The following is a 16,135-nucleotide window of genomic DNA, read 5'->3' on the forward strand; positions in this document are numbered from 1 at the left end:
TAACCGCGCCCATCGAGACTACTTGATTGGCGGAGAAGCCTTACCAAGTTTCACCGACGGCTCGCGGCCCCAGACACGAAGCTTGCCAAGTTCCGAAACGAAAGCCGACAAGCCCTCTTCTCCGGGCAAAGCCAGAACGCCTTCATCGAGATCACCTGCAATCCCCGCTTTTTCAAGCAGCGGCTGCGCCGATTGATCGTAACCGATGAACTTGCAGTGCTGGAAAGCGTCGGCGACAAAGTCCCGGGCAGTGGCCTCTTTTGTCAGATCGTCAATCGCGGCAGCCGACGTGAGTATTGCCACGGCATCGAAGAGGACCGACGGTCCGCCGTCGATCATGTGGTGCGCCTCGATCCACGAACCATCGGATGCCGTCACGCCACCGACTTTCGGAGCGATCAGCTCGAAAACGGCTTTCTCTTTAGTGATTGCCGTAGTCAGGCCTTTCAAAAGCTTGGCATCGACACCATCCGTAACCAGAATTCCAAGCTTGCGACCTTCGAAACGCTTAGGACCGCGTTCCACGATGCTAAGCGCTGGCGACGGGTCAAGGTCCTGGCGTGTCGGCATGGCCGCATCAGCCGGCTGGGGCATGGACTGGAAACCGAGCTTTTGTGCAACGGTCGTTGCGAGCGTCTCGTCGATGTTTATCAGATGCGATACCATGCGTTCGCGAATGACTTGCGCTTCCACCTTGCTGAGCTCAAAGGTTAGCGCCATGGCGATGTGGCGCTGCTCGGGCGCGGTCTGGCTAATATAGAACTGGCGAGCCTGACTGTAATGATCGGCGAAACTCTCCGGACGAAGCCGTACTTTCGCGCCTTGTTCTTCCGATGGGAAATGCCTGTAGCCTTTCACCGGAGATTCCCGCGGTCCTTCGTTACGCGAATTTGGCTGATAGTTCGTTCGGCCAACCGGATTGCGCATGGCCATGTGGCCGTCCTGTTGGAAATTGTGGAACGGACACTTGGGCGCATTGATCGGAAGATGCGTGAAATTTGGTCCCCCAAGTCGCTTCAACTGCGTATCAAGGTAGGAGAAATTGCGCCCCTGCAGCAGCGGATCGTTGCTGAAGTCGATGCCTGGCGGTACGTTCTGGGTCATGAACGCCACCTGCTCGGTTTCGGCAAAGAAGTTGTCCGGCATCCGATCAAGAACAAGTCGGCCGATCGGCTGGACCGGCAAGATTTCCTCGGGAATGATCTTTGTCGGATCCAGGATGTCAAAGTCGAAGCTGTCGGCGAATGCCTGGTCGAACAGTTGGACGCACAGTTCCCATTCTGGGAAATTACCGGACTGGATGGCTTGCCAAAGGTCGCGACGATGGAAGTCTGGATCGGCGCCATTGATTTTGACCGCCTCATTCCAGGCGACCGACTGCAGCCCAAGCTTCGGTTTCCAGTGAAACTTGACGAAAGTGGGCTCATCCTTGGCATTGACGAACCGGAAGGTGTGTACACCAAATCCTTCCATGAAGCGGAAGGAGCGCGGAATAGTGCGGTCGGACATGATCCACATGACCATGTGCATGCTCTCTGGCGTGAGCGAAATAAAGTCCCAGAAATTATCATGGGCAGTTTGCGCTTGCGGGAACGCACGGTCCGGCTCCTGCTTTGCGGCGTGGACGACATCTGGAAACTTGATTGGGTCCTGAATAAAGAACACTGGAATATTGTTGCCGACCAAATCCCAGTTGCCCTCCTGCGTATAAAACTTAACCGCGAAGCCGCGTACATCGCGCGCAAGATCGGCGGAGCCTTTGTTGCCGGCGACAGTCGAAAACCGCACAAATGCCGGCGTCCGTTCCCCCGGCCGTTGAAAAAGGTCGGCCCTTGTATAGGCCGCAAGCGACTCATAGGTTTCGAAGAAGCCATGGGCGCCGTAGCCTCGCGCGTGTACCACCCGCTCCGGGATACGCTCGTGGTCGAAGTGGAAGATTTTCTCACGAAAGTGAAAGTCATCTATGAGCGCCGGTCCGCGGGCGCCTACCCGCAGCGTGTTCTGATCGTCAGCCACTGGGCCACCCTGGGCCGTCGTCAACACGTCGTGCCCGTCCTCAGCAAACTGGTGGAGCTCCCCGCCTTCCCCGCGATGGAGCTGCTGGTCATGGATCGTTACGGTATTGCCCATCGGTTGTTTCAGTGTGGAAGCATCCCTGGACACTGACGTTTTGGACGAAGGTGCCTCTGTTTTCGACGGTGTGGACTTCTTGACCATCGGTCTCTCCTCATGAGGGTTGATGCACATAGAGAAAAGGCCGCCCCGTGTGGGCGGCCTCTTGGGAGACGGTAGATTGATCAGGCAGCTTTCTTGCCCTTGGCATTTGCCGAGGCTTCGGCGAGCTGCGTCAGTTTCTTATCAGTCGCCTCTTCTTCTGCAAGGTTCGCCTGAAGGAGAGGGATTGCGTCGGCGAGCCCGAGCTGCTTGGCCCAAGCGATAAGCGTGCCGTAACGGGCAATCTCATAGTGCTCAACAGCTTGCGCCGAGGAAATCAGGCCCGCGTCGAGAGCCACCGAACCCTTGTACTCCTCCATAATCTCTTCGCCTTCGGCGATGATGCCCTGGATGGCTTCGCAGGTCTTGCCACGCGCCGCTTTGCCGAGCAGTTCGAAGATTTGCTCAAGGCGGTCTATCTGGCCCTGTGTTTCATCCCGGTGCTGCAGGAAGCCGGCCTTGCCTTCTTCCGACTGGGCGGCGCGGGCCATTTTCGGCAATGCCTTGAGGATTTGCTTTTCGGCAAAATAGATGTCCTTGAGCGTATCAAGGAAAAGGTCGTCCAATGTCTTCTCGGCCATTGTATTCTCCTCCGGAAGGGAAATAGTTAGGCCAAAGTAACGTCGCATTTACAAAAATGTTCCACGCGGCGACGCCTTCCCGCCATCTAAAATGCAGGAGGCGCGGCCTTTGTCCGTAACGAAGAGATTGCCGCTACGCGTCTCCTCGTATCGGGCAGCCGCCGCAGCATGCCCTCGCGGGAAGTGAAGTATAACAACGTGATGGACTGAGTGACGAACCGGCGGCGCCCTCCGCAGGCTTCTTATTTTGCGCCAGCCACAACAATCTCGGGAGCCGGAGAAATCGTTTCGCGAGCCTCAACCCGCCGAAAGTCAACGCCCAGAAGGCGCTGATATTCAGCTTCCGCCAGCCCGTATAGTGGAGCGGAAATCTTTATGAGATCCTGCCGGTTTCGCAGAACAATACTGCTTCGCTTGCAGGCGACCACGCCTTCACCTTCCATTATATGTAAAGCGGTTGTTATGGTTGGTCGCCGGACGCCCAGAACAACAGCCAAGGCGTCATGAGTTACACGAAGTTCCTCGCAATCCAGCCTGTCGAAATACATAAGAAGCCACCTTGCCAGGCGCGCTTCAACGCCCCGGCGAGGAGCGGGCCAACCCGTCGATACCAGTTGGATCTGCTCAACCTGGCCTGCGCGAAGAAGCATCAGTTGCAGGCGGTTATGACGCTCGGCTGATAGGGCCAGCTTCTCTGCACGGATGCGCCAGGCGCTCCCCTCTACCTGAACCTGCTTCTTCCAAGGCATCCGATCGTGTGTCGAGGGGGAAACGTGGTTGATCACTCCTTCCCGTCCGATCAGTCCCAGTTGATGGTCTTCGGTCGCGAGCGGCGCTAGCACACTGATAATGGCGCTCTGCGGGAAATAGACATGGGGAGGTGTCTCAGAGGGAGTAGCGAGCAATTGGAGTGCCTCAAGGCGAACCGGCTCCAGATTCGGTGCCAGTTCCTCAGTCACGTGGGACGGAAGTTGGTCCAGGAGAACATTTCCGTAGAGTTTCGACACTTTGTTCCTCGCCAGCCATCGATTTCGATATCTCGCAGAAAAAATAATCACCAGTATTCGAAAATCAAGGAACCATCAGGTGCCTCTACGGTTCGGGGCGGCAGAGGGAAAATGATGCCAGACTACTTCTTCATCAAACGCCACGCGCGTCACAGGAGAGCGTGAGCCGAATTACAAGTCCATCTGCATGCCAATCCTTCGAAACCTGTGCATTCAGAGTCCTGATCAACATTGCCTCGAGGGTTGTCCCAAAGCCCCTGTTGTCAGTTGGTCCGACAGTCACGCCTATTCCCATCGATTCCCGCCATTCTATTTCGAAACCGTTCGGCTGTCTTACCAAGGTAACATTCAGCCGCCCCTCTCTTACGGAAAGAGCGCCGTACTTTACTGAATTGGTTGCATACTCGTGAAAAAGCAGTGCAAGGCTTGTCACCCGGTCGGCGGTAATTGGCGTGTCTTCACCGTGAAGACGCCATCTCCCGTCTTCCTTGTCTGCAAAAGGTGAGAGGAGTTTCGACAGCAGTGCAAAGAACGTGGTGGGCTGTTCAGTGGAGGTTTCGCCGCCGCTAACGCTGGTTAATGTCATTTCGTGGGCACGCGACAATGCAACCAAGCGGGTCTTCATGTTGCTGGCGAGTTCGGCAGGTGTCTGCGCCGAGCGTGCGGCGAGCGTTATGATGCTGCTGGTAATAGCAAAAAGATTTTTGACGCGATGATGCATTTCCCGAAGCAGCATATTCTGATGTTCGGCCGCGTGTTTCCGCTCCGAGATATCGCGGGCAATTTTGGAGGCTCCAATGATCTTGCCATCACAGCCCCGGATGGGGGAGATCGTGAGGGAGATATCAAAGAGCGTGCCGTCCTTGCGACGGCGGATCGTCTCAAAATGATCGACCCGCTCCCCCGCATTGATCCGTGCCAGGATCGCGGGCTCTTCGTCCAGTCTATCCTCGGGAATAAGAATTGATATTGGTCGTCCAACCGCTTCGGCTGCCGTATAGCCAAAGAGACGTTCCGCGCTCAGGTTCCAAGTGGTGATGATCCCTTGAAGGGATTTGCTAATGATGGCGTCATCGGACGATTCGACAATTGCGGCAAGGAACGCCGCTGCTTCATGCGCCGATTGCCCTTCTCTATCGTCTACTTTGATCAGGTGCGGGCCACTTTTTATTGTGCCTTCCCCGCCGACACGATCATCTTCCATTCTTCAAATACCCCGCAATGCGAAGTGGAATATTTTCTGGCAGAGAAATGGATCCCCCGTTCCCCCCTAAGATATTTGTTTTTGAGGCTGGTGCAATGGGTAGCACCCGGGAAGGTGCAGCGAAATCAATTATGAATACGGCAAACATGAGTGAACCCGGTCGAGCGTTCACCAGGAACCAGAACAAACCGCTGATGCATCTTTTCAGCAGATCGCGAGTTATTGAGAGACGGCTAGCGTCAGCTAAACACGATGCAAATCCTGCTGGTGATAAGGGTGATCGTAAGTCGAAGTGATACCGCCACCTATACCGTGTAGCTCTATTCCCTAATTATTATGACGCTAGCTCAACCTCAACTCAGTATGCTAATCTTCCGCTAGGTCGACGAGAGATCGACGTAGGAGGAGACAATGAAGCAGCAAGCAGAGTCTGTCAGTGTGGTCTGGCCGCAGCCGGTTTTGGTTCGGATTGGATATGGTTCATCTGAGGTGGTGGAAGGACCGGAGCGCGCGATTGAGATGCTTCAGCATCGCTGGCCTAGTCGACGTGGACTTCACTACGATCGAGCGAAAAACGCGTGCATACTGGCCGCAGCAAGGAACAGCTCGCCCCATGTCGCTCGCGAGGAGTTTATTGCGGCTGCGCTCGAGGCTGACGTGCTAGCACATTAGACAACAGGTTTAGGCCAAACGAACCTAGTCAGGGCATGAGTTAAGTCCTTGTGGTGCAGGTTTCCAAACCTACAGTCGTTCGAAGTGCTGCCTGTCACACTGGAAGTATCAATAGGCTGCTATGACCCTTTACGTGCGCGAGAAGGATCTGGAGTGGCAGGGTTTCTTTTTCGATCGAGGCGTGAGTCCATCGTCCTATGACGGAACTGATAGAATGAGATCACAGTAAACTCGCAGTGAGGCAACGCTGCGCGCCCGGACCGAGGAGCGATTTCGGCATGAAGTCTGATCTAGACAGATTCACCGCGCTTTTGGATGCTGATGCTATCGAATTGCTCACTGATATGCTGATCATATGGTGCCGTAAAAACAAGCGCGATCCATCAGGGCTCTTGCCAAAACGGGACGTCATTTTGCAGAGATTTCGATCCGGAGAATATAATATCGACCGTCTTTTTGCCGATCTGTAGATGTGCCCGCAGTGATTTTCGATACAACGACAGCCAGAGTTTTCTGCCAAACGTGGACTATAGCAACCAATTCTTGAAATGTGATTGGGATGCTGCCCCACAGCTCTGACTGCTTTCGCAGCTGTTACGGCAGACGCGGGGGCGCAAATGAAACACAACCAATTATCACAAGGTTGACGATTGCATCAGAAATTTCTCAGTAGTGAGAACCTCGACCTGGACGGAAAATCGGCTAGCTAAAAGCTCGAGAGACGCATCGTGCGTATCATCCGCGCCACTGCAGACGGCATCCCTAAGCAGGATAACTTTATAGCCCAAGTCAACAGCGCCAAGGACGCTCGCGAGCACACATATATCAGTTTCGCCCCCGGTGATAACTAACGTGGTCACTTTTTCTTGGTCCAGTAGCGAATGCAGATGTCCGCTAGTCCACGGTGAGTATGTACTTTTGTCGAACACTCTCGCAGGAGGGACGAGGCTCATTAGCTCAGGTATCAAATCAATCATTCCCGGTGCAAGGGCCGGGAGCGTCATCTCGTGCCACTTTTCGTAATACGTTTGCCACATACCGGGCAGATCGGACGGATGCCGAGGCGGCACAAAGCGGGTAAATATCGTGCGCTCGGGGTGATATTGCGCGACCTCAAGAACCTCGTCGACGATCCGAGGCATCCACGAAACATGCCAAGGCGTTTGGTCTGAAAACATTCTCTGCATATCGATGCATAAATGAACCCAGTTGCTCATGAGCCCTCCTCGCTAGGTTGAGTAAAGCAAGCCTTCTGTCTGAATGTTACCTACGAAATCTCCCGACAACACCCCGATGTATCCGGAAACTCAGTTAGGCGCGACAGCCAACGCGCGTTTGTGCCCAGAACGGCGATAGGCCGTCAAAATCTTTTGAACCGCCTCAGGCCGGATCTGCTTACCTTCGAGGAAGTCGTCAATCTCATCATACGAGACGCCATATACTTCCTCATCGGGCTTCAGCGGTGCATCAGTTTCCAAATCTGCGGTCGGGATTTTGTAAATCAAATCGTCTGGAGCACCGAGACAACGCGCGATAGCTCGCACCCGGCGTTTATTCAAGCCCGCTAAAGGAAGTATGTCGGCAGCTCCATCACCGAACTTTGTGAAGAAACCCATTAAAGCTTCGGCGGCGTGATCTGTCCCAACAACCAGTCCATTTGCACCTGCTGCTAGTGCGTATTGAGCGATCATTCGCTGCCTTGCCTTGATATTACCGAGGTGGAAATGAAGACGGGGCCCAGAAACCAGCTTGTCAGCATCGCGTCTTACTTCACTCAGCATCGCATCAGCTGCGGGCTGTATATTGACTGTAACGGCTTCATCCGGTTGGATGATTGACAAGCATTTTTGAGCATCTTCTTCATCCACTTGCCGTCCATATGGAAGTCTCACCGCGATGAAGCGGGCCTCATGCCCGATGGATCGCAGCGTCTGAGCGGCCAATTGCGATAAAAGCCCGGCAGTGAGAGAATCCACGCCGCCGCTAATACCTAGAACAAGTGCTCTGGCACCTGATGATTTCACATAATCTGTCAGGAAGGCAGTTCGCCGCGCAACCTCATCGCTAGCGTCGAAGGTATCTGTTACACCAAGAGCACAGATAATATTCTTCTGATCATCTGTCATGCCTAGGGCCTATTCACAACCGGTGGGCTCTCAGCACTGGCATTGATCGACTGATGTAACTTCCCCCCAGTGGCGAATGGGAGCTTCCCCTCGCGGCGCATCTCTGACGGGAGCAGTCCCGCTTCACGCGCAGCTAAAACAAACCGCTCTCGCGTCTCTTCGGGCGCTTCACGCCCATCAATAGCCGCCCTGCATGAGCTCCGTGCCGACACGTAGGCAGGACCGCTCCTGACAGGCCATTCATCCATGAGTAAAATAAGGGCCGCAAAGGGTCCATGCACAGTCTGCATGCCACTGTGAGGCATTCTTAGTTCTACTGGTATGCTCCAACTGACTGCTGACATATTCGTTCCTCCAAAAGCCGGTAACAATGCGCTACCTGATATGTTCCAGCTATTGTCAAAAAAACAGGGCATGTTTTGTGTCGGAAGGTGGAGCGTCAGAGTAAGGATCGCAGGTGGTTGGCCAGTGACGATAAAGCAAAGGCGCTCACCCTTTTACGGGGAGCGCCCTCGTCATCCCGTCCACAGGGGACGCGCAACTGTCGGTCGCTGCAGTCTATGGTTGGTTCGGGAGGTTATCCTTCGATGAGGGTCCTCCCGACGATTATCAAGATCAAATGGCCTTGGCCGTCGATTCCATCCAGGCACGATGGCGAAGCTCATCTTCATGGGCCTTCATGAAGAATGCTTTCGACTGGGGGATGGCATCTTCGTGACGCGATGCTCGCTCATAAGCAGTGACGGTATCATCTTCATTCGTCTTCATGGCTTTCAGGATCGCTGAGTCGCCCATGAGGTCTGCAAGTGCGATCTTGCCCGTCGTCAGCATCTGTTTCATGTCGCCTTCAGTCGGGGCTTCGATGCCAAGCTCTCGAGCCATGTCGTTCAAGACGGAAACATGCTGAAGATGATCCTGCTTGAACTCGGCGATTTTCGCACTGAGTGCTTTGTCGTCCAGCCGCGCGATGCAGGAATCGTATGCGGCGATTGCGTCATGCTCTAGATAAAGAAGGTCTTTGACGAGCTTTTCGATGTTGCCTTCGTTGCCAACCATAGTGACCATTTCAAATTCTCCGATTGTATGGGACATCGAAAACGTCGACTGCCTCAGGTTGTTCCCTGAAGGGCAGGAGGGTACGCGACCGGACGCAGTGGCTTAGATAGGAGCCAGGTTCGGTCGAAATTGACTGAAGGGTACGGTTTGCTAATATGTTGGCGGCTGAATCCAACAGAAAGAGTATGGAACCCAGATCACACTCCAGGGTTTAATCGCCAAGCCCAAAGGAGAGCGATGATGGACGACACGCGATACCCTAATCCACCATATCCTGAACAGCAGCAGGAGCCGCCTGGTAAGACTGCCATAATGCAGCCTGTCCCAGATCATGGCGAGAAGTCCTATAAAGGTAACGGCAAACTTGTAGGAAAAGTCGCTCTCATTACCGGAGCGGACTCCGGGATTGGCAAGGCCGTCGCAATCGCTTTCGCCCGAGAAGGTGCCGACATTGTCATTTCTTACCTCAACGAGGACGAGGATGCCCGCGACACCGCTAAGTGGGTGGAGGATGCAGGCCGCAAAGTTCTTGTCGTTCCCGGAGACATCAAATCTGAGGGACACTGCAACGACGTTGTGCAGCGCGCTGTTGACGAACTCGGCGGCATCGACATCCTTGTGAACAACGCCGCATTTCAACGAACCTACTCCGACATTGCCGATATCACGGGTGAGGAGTGGGATGAGACTTTCCGAACCAACATCTACGCGCCTTTCTTTCTTTCGAAGGCTGCTGCTCCTCACATGAAGCCGGGCAGTTCGATCATCAACACTACCTCGATCCAGTCGAGGCAGCCATCGCCGCAGCTTTTGGCCTATGCATCCACCAAGGGCGCAATCTCTAACTTCACCGCAGGTTTGGCCGAAATGCTGGCAGAAAAAGGTATACGTGTGAACGCGGTTGCTCCCGGTCCCATCTGGACGCCGCTCATTCCCTCAACAATGTCGGCTGAAAAAGCAGCCAAGTTTGGTGAGAACACCCTTATCGGTCGAGCCGGGCAACCAGCCGAACTGGCCGGGGCTTACGTTCTGCTTGCCTCTGCGCTGGGAAGCTACATGACGGGGGCCATCATTCCTGTTACCGGCGGCGAAATCATGATCTGAAAGGCAACTGGCTGCCGACCGACGCTCGCAACCGCATACGAGGGCCTTCAACGGGTCTAAAAAAATTTTGACGAAAATCTTGAAACCTGTTTTTCCCAAAATTAAATCAGTCTCGTCAGCCGCCGACAGGGGCTGACAGAACCGGGGACGCGAGTTTCCGCGTCTCACTTCCATCTCGCTTTACGGAGGATTTGGCTATGAGAACCGAACTTGATTTTGCACCTCTCTATCGCTCCAGCGTCGGCTTCGACCGCGTGTTCAATCTTTTGACCAACGCGCAGCGTCTACAGGCAGTCGACCCTTGGCCTCCTTACGACATCGTCAAGACGACTGACGACGACTACCATATCGAAATGGCGGTCGCGGGCTTCGACGAATCCGATCTCGACATCATGCAGGAGCGCAACGTACTGGTTGTAAAAGGCCAGAAGGCCGAGGCCCGAGACGGCGAATATCTCCATCGCGGCATTGCCGGTCGTCCGTTTGAGCGCCGTTTTGAACTTGCCGACCATGTGAAGGTGGAAGATGCCTCGTTGGTGAATGGTCTTCTACGCATTGCGTTGCGACGCGAGATTCCCGAGGCCCTGAAACCGCGCAAAATTACTATCGGCCCGGCGGTCAATCAGGCAGTTCCGCTACAAATCGAAGCAGAACGACAGGTCGCGTAAGGCATCCGACATGAAGAAGTAGCTTGTGCGAACTTGAGCATAAGCGGGGAGCGGACCACGCTTCCCGCCTTCATCTTTCATACAGACCACAATCGGGGCAGATGGAGAGGAGAAACCGATGAAACCCGATATGTTCGAGGAACCCGTCACCGTTCTTTTGGGTCTAGGCATACCAACAGAAGTCAGATCGGTCATGCACGCCTACCAGATTCTCTCGGATTGGCCAAACGCTGGAGATCCTGCGCGCGAACTAGCGCTCAAAGCTTGTAAAGCTGCAATTAAATGGGAAATCGATGCGCAGACCGCACGATCCATTTTCATTGCATTTGCTGAGAGGCACGATCTCCTCGCACCGGATGTTGGCAGTCTGGTGGCACAAAATAAAAAGCGCAACAGCGACCCCCATATTCGTTGAGCGGCTTATGGCAGGTGCGTTGTAGGGATCACACCTGTTCAACGCGCTCCAGTTCGAAGAAATAAACGCGGTCGTCACCGTTGACCACCATTGCTCCCATTATAATTCCATCGTCGATTTTGCGAAAATGATCGACGATGGGCTGCCTGTCGTAGATCATCGCAGCGCTCATTACCCCCTGAAATGGCTGCGACTTTAACGACGCTACGGAGCCTCTGGCTCGCATCCAAGGCAGCAGATAGGAAAATAGGTGGCTTGAAACTTGTGTTCTCCCGAGCCTGTGGACACGAAGTGCAAAACGGAGCGGTACCCACGCGGGGTCTATGGGTATCAAGCGTTTTTGCCCTGCACGAAACAACAGCGCATCGGCACGCATCTCAGCCGAGAACCGTTTGCCAAACCAGCCAAGATTCTCGAGCACGCCGTCTAAGGGGTGTCCGGATGGAATACCCCTGCCCTCCCACAAGCCGATCATCTCTTGCAAGTCGACAGGTGGAAGCCGCTGAAACCGCTCCATCTGGTTCATCGTACTCTCACGCTGACACCTTTCGAGATTTCGCCAACCGTATGATGGCTTGTTCCAGTGGTCGCTGCTCATCGCAGTAGTCCTGCCACGCGGTACTATTTTCCAGCAGGTCAGGCACGGTGCGGATTGTAAATCGCTTGGGATCCAAATCGGTTTTCACTTGGCTCCAGTTCAGGGGCATCGATACGGTTGCGCCGGCGCGCGCGCGAGGCGATAAAGGTGCGACCGCTGTCGCCATCCTGTCGTTGCGCAGATAATCCAGGAATATGCGACCTTCCCGTTGGTTCTTGGCCATCTTGATCAGGTAAAGATCCGGATTGTCGCGGGCCATATCCTGGCAAACGTCATGAGCAAAACCTTTCGCCAAATCCCAGCTCAGCTTCTTGCCCTTCGGCACAGCCAAGGGGGTGACGACATGAAGGCCTTTACCGCCAGTCGTCTTGCAGAAGCTAACGAGCCCTAGGTCTTGCAACCGATCGCGAATTTCCCGCGCCGCTTCGACGACTGCCGAAAATTCCACATCCGGACCTGGATCGAGGTCGAACACCAACCGACCCGGCACTTCCGGCTGGTTGGGCTCGCAGTTCCAGGGATGTAGCTCGACGCCACCAATCTGGGCGACGGCAGCCAGTCCTTCGACTCGGTCGATCTGTAGATAGGGCTTTTTGTCGCCGAAGACGGTGACGAGTTCCAGCAGGTTGGATGTGCCCGGCATGGCATGGCGCTGGAAGAACTGTTCGCCACTAATGCCGTCGGGCGTGCGGATGATCGAACAGGGTCTGCCCTTGATATGATCGATCAACCAGGATCCAACAGCCTCATGATATCGGGCCAGATCGAGTTTGGTCACCGGCTCGTTGTCGCCAGCATCCGGCCAGAGCGGCTTGTCCGGGCTCGAGACCATCACACCCATCACCTCTACCTTCGCCCCCTTGCGCATGCGTTTGGGCGGCGACTTGGCGGCCTCAGGATCAGGCAGTTCGTTTTCGACCGGAGACGCCGGTGTTTCGGCCTCGACCTCGTCGGCCGGCTTGTCTTCTCTCAGGCCCTTAAAAGCCGCCTGCCGAACCTGGCGATCTCCCGTCCAGCCTGCAAATTCTATCTCCGCCACGAGTTCTGGTTTAAGCCAGACGATATCAGCTGACTTCTTGGGCGCACCTATACCGGTGAACGGCGACTTTGACGTTTCCATTTCCTGCAGCTTTGGCAAGAGTGTCTGGACCACCTTCGCGCCATATCCCGTACCAACACGACCGACATACACGAAATTCTCGCCGCGATTAACCCCGACCAGAAGCGAGCGGAATTTGCCATTCGTCGTGGCATATGCGCCAATAACAACCTCATGACCGGCACGGCACTTTGACTTGGCCCAGGTCTTTGTCCGGCCTGACTGATAGGGCGCGTTTGCCTGCTTCGAGACAATGCCTTCGAGGGAAAGACGACAGGCTGACTTGAGCACCGCATCGCCACCGGTTTCAAAATGCTCAACGAAGCGAATTCTGGGATCGTCTCCGGCGTCCGATAGTAGCGTCAGCAGTCTCTCCTTCCGTTCGGTCAGAGGCAGCTCCCGAACGTCTTCACTTCCGACGAAAAGCAGATCGAAAGCGAAAAAGACGAGGTCGTCCGTCTTGCCTTCCGACAGTGACGCCTGCAGCGCGGCGAAGTCAGGTGCACCGTTTTCGTCGAGGGCGCAAATCTCACCATCGATGATGCACCTCGGCAGCGTGGAAGCGGACTGAGCAATTGCTGACCATTTCTTCGTCCAGTCCAATCCCTTGCGGGTCTTCAGGGTGACCTCACGGTTTTCGACGCGCATCTGGATGCGATAGCCATCGAACTTGATCTCATGTATCCAGCCGCTCGCGGTCGGCGGCCGCGCCAGGGTTTCGCAAAGCTGCGGCGCGATAAAGTCAGGTGTAGTCGCAGCTTTTGAGGTAGCCGACCTCTTCGCTGATTTGGTGGCTGTCTTCTTTGTCCCCGCCTTGCGCTCGTCGGCGGCAAGACCATGATTGCTGTCCCAGACGGCGTTGGCTTCCACAGCTCCACTTTCAAGCATGAACGACTTCGGCTTTTTGCCTTTGCCAGACGCGATAGCCTCCATCGTCCGGCCGGACGCCACCGAGGTATCGTTTTCCTCAAGCACGGCGGCACCATTTTCCTCGACGGAGAACTGGTCATGGTGTTTGATCAGCAGCCAGTTGGTACGTTTGCCGCCGTCGCGATCATGCCGCATGCGGACGAGCACAAAACTGCCATGCAGACGATCACCCTCAAGCGTGAACTTGAAGTCACCTTTGGCCAGCGCCTCTTCCGGGGTCTTTTTTCCTTCCGGCTCCCAGTAGCCGCGATCCCACAACATCACCGTGCCGCCCCCATATTGGCCTTTCGGGATTGTGCCTTCAAAGTCGCCGTAGTCGAGAGGGTGGTCTTCAACTTCAACCGCGAGTCGTTTATCGCCCGGATCAAGAGACGGCCCTCTTGTAACCGCCCAGGACTTGAATACTCCGTCCAGTTCCAGCCGAAGATCGTAGTGGAGCCGCGTCGCGTCATGTTTCTGGATCACGAACCTCCGACGATTGGACGGCTTGACCTGCGCCTCGCCGGTCGGTTCCTGCGTCTGCTTGAAATCGCGCTTCGCCCGGTATTTAGAGAGATTGTCGGCCATCGGTAATTCTCCTTTTCCCGTCTGCACAAACGCCATGAGCGCCCTGGTGGTTTCGCCAGCAACGGAACTAAGTGGGCGGCGTCGCAGTTTCACGGAGGACTGCGTGGAGGGACAAAGATGGCATCACATCGCGCTCAGTGGAAAGGTCACCTGAAAATTGGTGAAGTCAGTTGTGCCGTTGGCCTCTATACGGCAACGTCGACCGCTGAACGGATCAGCTTCCATATGATCAACAAGAGCACCGGTAACCGCCTGAAACGAGAGTTCATCGATAGTGAAACCGAGGAGGTCGTGGAACGTGACCAACAGGTAAAGGGCTTTGAGACGGGCAATGGCGACTATGTCATGATCGATCCTGATGAGGTCGCAGCGGTCGTGCCGGACTCAGACAAGATGCTCGAGGCTGAAGCCTTCATCTCCTGCGACAAGATCGATGACGTCTATTTTGACAAACCTTATTACGTTGTGCCGGTAGACGATGCGGATCATGACGCCTTCACGAGCATGCGCGACGCCTTGAGCAAGACCAGCGCCACTGCCATCGCTCGAACCGTCCTTTTCCGCCGGATGCGAACTGTCCTGATCAGGGCACACGGTAAGGGCATCGTTGCGACCACCCTCAACTTTGATTACGAAGTCCGTTCCTCAAAAGAAGCGTTCAGCGATGTGAAAAAGATGAAGATCGAAGGTGAAATGCTCGATCTGGCTAAGCACATCATCGGCACGAAGAAGGGCGAGTTCGACCCGACCAAGTTCGATGACCGTTATGAGGACGCCCTTGCCGCACTGGTAAAGGCAAAAGCCGAAGGGAAAAGTCTCCCGAAGCCGAAGCCCATCAAGGTATCCAGTCCCAACGACCTGCTGAAGGCCTTACGCGAGAGTGTGGGCTCAGCAAAGGCATCGACAAAAAAAACGAAAGCTGCCAACGCGTCCGGGCGAAAGAAAGCGACGGCTTCCAAGTCGAGCAAAGAACGGGCTAAACCGGCACAGAAGAAAGCGAGCTGATCGATGGCACCACGTCGCCCATACTGGAGAGGCTATCTCAAACTTTCGCTGGTCACGTGCCCTGTCGCTATGACACCGGCGACATCCGAATCCGAAAAGGTCCGTTTCCACACACTTAACAGAGACACCGGCAACCGGGTGGTTTCCCAGTACATCGACAGCGTCACGGGCAAGCCAGTGACGGATGACCAAGAGGCAAAAGGCTTTGAGCGTGGCGAAAACGATTACGTGCTTCTGACGGATGAAGATCTTGAAACCGTTGAATTGGAGACGGTTCGCACTATCGACATTGAGACATTCGTGCCGCGTGGAAGTATCGAATGGGTCTATCTGGACACCCCATTCTACTTGACGGCAAATGAAAAGATCGGTGATGAGGCATTTTCGGTCATCCGACAAGCCATGGAAGCAGAGGATGTCGTCGGCATATCTCGCGTGGTCCTCGGTCGCCGTGAACGGGCAGTATTACTGGAGCCGCGTGGAGAGGGTATCGTGGTGTGGACCCTTCGCTTCGGTGATGAAGTGCGATCGGAGAGCGAGTATTTTAAAGGCATAGAGAAAAAGTCGGATACCGAAGGCTCATCAGCACTGGAGACTGTCATCAAAAAGCGACTGAAAGATTGGTCGCCGACGATGGTGTCGGACCCGATCCAGGAGAGCTTGCTGAAGCTGATAGCGGATAAGAAAAAGGCCAAGAAGCCGACAAAGGCTAAGGCTTCGAAATCTGCGAAGGATGATGACGAGAAAAAGAGTAACGTCGTAAATATTATGGACGCGTTGAAGAAGTCGGTTGCAAAGGAGCTGAAATCCCGAAAGGCAGGTTGATCGCCCTGAGAACGTCGTCTGTCTAAGGTTTCCAGCGCCACGCTATTCAGGTTGCAACAACTCG

At 54.8% G+C, this 16,135-nt stretch carries 16 protein-coding genes; 6 read left to right on the forward strand and 10 right to left on the reverse strand.

What is annotated here, in order from left to right; genetic code table 11:
* Window positions 1-18 precede the first annotated feature (18 nt).
* The 4 genes from katE to HGO37_RS19460 all read right to left on the reverse strand — a co-directional run bounded on the left by katE (window position 19) and on the right by HGO37_RS19460 (window position 5,006).
* Window positions 19-2,130 carry a catalase gene (katE, locus tag HGO37_RS19445; RefSeq protein WP_250984768.1) on the reverse strand — a complete coding sequence of 704 codons (2,112 nt, stop codon included), beginning with the start codon at window positions 2,128-2,130 and terminating at the stop codon, window positions 19-21.
* 167 nt (window positions 2,131-2,297) lie between these two features.
* Window positions 2,298-2,795: a YciE/YciF ferroxidase family protein gene (locus HGO37_RS19450; RefSeq protein WP_250984769.1), complete on the reverse strand. Its 498-nt coding sequence runs from the start codon at window positions 2,793-2,795 to the stop codon at window positions 2,298-2,300.
* 242 nt (window positions 2,796-3,037) lie between these two features.
* Window positions 3,038-3,802, reverse strand: a complete 765-nt coding sequence (locus HGO37_RS26545; protein WP_250984770.1) for a Crp/Fnr family transcriptional regulator — start codon at window positions 3,800-3,802, stop codon at window positions 3,038-3,040.
* A gap of 133 nt (window positions 3,803-3,935) precedes the next feature.
* Entirely contained in the window at window positions 3,936-5,006 is a 1,071-nt protein-coding gene (locus tag HGO37_RS19460; RefSeq protein WP_250984771.1) for a PAS domain S-box protein, read from the reverse strand.
* 411 nt (window positions 5,007-5,417) lie between these two features.
* On the opposite strand from HGO37_RS19460, the gene HGO37_RS19465 reads away from it, so the two are divergent.
* Window positions 5,418-5,678, forward strand: a complete 261-nt coding sequence (locus tag HGO37_RS19465; protein WP_250984772.1) for a DUF982 domain-containing protein — start codon at window positions 5,418-5,420, stop codon at window positions 5,676-5,678.
* A 635-nt stretch (window positions 5,679-6,313) separates the two neighbouring features.
* Here HGO37_RS19465 and HGO37_RS19470 read toward each other — a convergent pair.
* The 4 genes from HGO37_RS19470 to HGO37_RS19485 all read right to left on the reverse strand — a co-directional run bounded on the left by HGO37_RS19470 (window position 6,314) and on the right by HGO37_RS19485 (window position 8,869).
* Window positions 6,314-6,895: a cysteine hydrolase family protein gene (locus tag HGO37_RS19470; RefSeq protein ID WP_250984773.1), complete on the reverse strand. Its 582-nt coding sequence runs from the start codon at window positions 6,893-6,895 to the stop codon at window positions 6,314-6,316.
* 90 nt (window positions 6,896-6,985) lie between these two features.
* Window positions 6,986-7,804: an NAD(+) synthase gene (gene nadE / locus HGO37_RS19475; RefSeq protein ID WP_250984774.1), complete on the reverse strand. Its 819-nt coding sequence runs from the start codon at window positions 7,802-7,804 to the stop codon at window positions 6,986-6,988.
* A gap of 2 nt (window positions 7,805-7,806) precedes the next feature.
* Window positions 7,807-8,220, reverse strand: a complete 414-nt coding sequence (locus HGO37_RS19480) for a DUF982 domain-containing protein (RefSeq protein ID WP_352230586.1) — start codon at window positions 8,218-8,220, stop codon at window positions 7,807-7,809.
* A gap of 199 nt (window positions 8,221-8,419) precedes the next feature.
* Window positions 8,420-8,869 (reverse strand): DUF892 family protein, encoded by a 450-nt coding sequence (locus HGO37_RS19485; RefSeq protein WP_250984775.1) that lies wholly within the window; start codon window positions 8,867-8,869, stop codon window positions 8,420-8,422.
* A 228-nt stretch (window positions 8,870-9,097) separates the two neighbouring features.
* Between HGO37_RS19485 and HGO37_RS19490 the strand changes: the two genes are divergently transcribed.
* The 3 genes from HGO37_RS19490 to HGO37_RS19500 all read left to right on the forward strand — a co-directional run bounded on the left by HGO37_RS19490 (window position 9,098) and on the right by HGO37_RS19500 (window position 11,047).
* The gene (locus HGO37_RS19490) at window positions 9,098-9,964 is read left to right on the forward strand and encodes an SDR family oxidoreductase (RefSeq protein WP_250984776.1); all 867 of its coding nucleotides are present in this window, start codon (window positions 9,098-9,100) and stop codon (window positions 9,962-9,964) included.
* Window positions 9,965-10,161: 197 nt separating this feature from the next.
* Complete coding sequence (locus tag HGO37_RS19495) at window positions 10,162-10,632, forward strand: Hsp20 family protein (protein WP_250984777.1); 471 nt, start codon at window positions 10,162-10,164, stop codon at window positions 10,630-10,632.
* 118 nt (window positions 10,633-10,750) lie between these two features.
* Window positions 10,751-11,047 carry a DUF982 domain-containing protein gene (locus tag HGO37_RS19500; RefSeq protein WP_250984778.1) on the forward strand — a complete coding sequence of 99 codons (297 nt, stop codon included), beginning with the start codon at window positions 10,751-10,753 and terminating at the stop codon, window positions 11,045-11,047.
* 28 nt (window positions 11,048-11,075) lie between these two features.
* On the opposite strand, the gene HGO37_RS19505 is transcribed toward HGO37_RS19500, so the two are convergent.
* Together HGO37_RS19505 and ligD are read right to left on the reverse strand one after the other, a co-directional pair.
* Window positions 11,076-11,573, reverse strand: a complete 498-nt coding sequence (locus tag HGO37_RS19505) for a DUF4334 domain-containing protein (RefSeq protein WP_250984779.1) — start codon at window positions 11,571-11,573, stop codon at window positions 11,076-11,078.
* 7 nt (window positions 11,574-11,580) lie between these two features.
* The gene (ligD, locus tag HGO37_RS19510; RefSeq protein WP_250984780.1) at window positions 11,581-14,241 is read right to left on the reverse strand and encodes a DNA ligase D; all 2,661 of its coding nucleotides are present in this window, start codon (window positions 14,239-14,241) and stop codon (window positions 11,581-11,583) included.
* Window positions 14,242-14,358: 117 nt separating this feature from the next.
* On the opposite strand from ligD, the gene ku (HGO37_RS19515) reads away from it, so the two are divergent.
* Entirely contained in the window at window positions 14,359-15,246 is an 888-nt protein-coding gene (ku, locus tag HGO37_RS19515) for a non-homologous end joining protein Ku (protein WP_250984781.1), read from the forward strand.
* Window positions 15,247-15,249: 3 nt separating this feature from the next.
* Window positions 15,250-16,071 (forward strand): non-homologous end joining protein Ku, encoded by an 822-nt coding sequence (gene ku, locus HGO37_RS19520; protein WP_250984782.1) that lies wholly within the window; start codon window positions 15,250-15,252, stop codon window positions 16,069-16,071.
* Window positions 16,072-16,135: the final 64 nt, after the last annotated feature.

Source organism: Rhizobium sp. CG4 (assembly GCF_023701965.1).
Taxonomy (GTDB): Bacteria; Pseudomonadota; Alphaproteobacteria; order Rhizobiales; family Rhizobiaceae; genus Agrobacterium.

Coding starts and splice junctions, on each gene's coding strand:
- HGO37_RS19480 (WP_352230586.1), bottom strand. CDS start 8,220: ATGCCCTGTTTTTTTGACAATAGCTGGAACATATCAGGTAGCGCATTG.
- HGO37_RS19500 (WP_250984778.1), top strand. CDS start 10,751: ATGAAACCCGATATGTTCGAGGAACCCGTCACCGTTCTTTTGGGTCTA.
- HGO37_RS19450 (WP_250984769.1), bottom strand. CDS start 2,795: ATGGCCGAGAAGACATTGGACGACCTTTTCCTTGATACGCTCAAGGAC.
- ligD (WP_250984780.1), bottom strand. CDS start 14,241: ATGGCCGACAATCTCTCTAAATACCGGGCGAAGCGCGATTTCAAGCAG.
- HGO37_RS19495 (WP_250984777.1), top strand. CDS start 10,162: ATGAGAACCGAACTTGATTTTGCACCTCTCTATCGCTCCAGCGTCGGC.
- HGO37_RS19485 (WP_250984775.1), bottom strand. CDS start 8,869: ATGGTCACTATGGTTGGCAACGAAGGCAACATCGAAAAGCTCGTCAAA.
- katE (WP_250984768.1), bottom strand. CDS start 2,130: ATGGGCAATACCGTAACGATCCATGACCAGCAGCTCCATCGCGGGGAA.
- ku (WP_250984782.1), top strand. CDS start 15,250: ATGGCACCACGTCGCCCATACTGGAGAGGCTATCTCAAACTTTCGCTG.
- HGO37_RS19505 (WP_250984779.1), bottom strand. CDS start 11,573: ATGAACCAGATGGAGCGGTTTCAGCGGCTTCCACCTGTCGACTTGCAA.
- HGO37_RS19470 (WP_250984773.1), bottom strand. CDS start 6,895: ATGAGCAACTGGGTTCATTTATGCATCGATATGCAGAGAATGTTTTCA.
- HGO37_RS19465 (WP_250984772.1), top strand. CDS start 5,418: ATGAAGCAGCAAGCAGAGTCTGTCAGTGTGGTCTGGCCGCAGCCGGTT.
- ku (WP_250984781.1), top strand. CDS start 14,359: ATGGCATCACATCGCGCTCAGTGGAAAGGTCACCTGAAAATTGGTGAA.
- nadE (WP_250984774.1), bottom strand. CDS start 7,804: ATGACAGATGATCAGAAGAATATTATCTGTGCTCTTGGTGTAACAGAT.
- HGO37_RS19460 (WP_250984771.1), bottom strand. CDS start 5,006: ATGGAAGATGATCGTGTCGGCGGGGAAGGCACAATAAAAAGTGGCCCG.
- HGO37_RS19490 (WP_250984776.1), top strand. CDS start 9,098: ATGATGGACGACACGCGATACCCTAATCCACCATATCCTGAACAGCAG.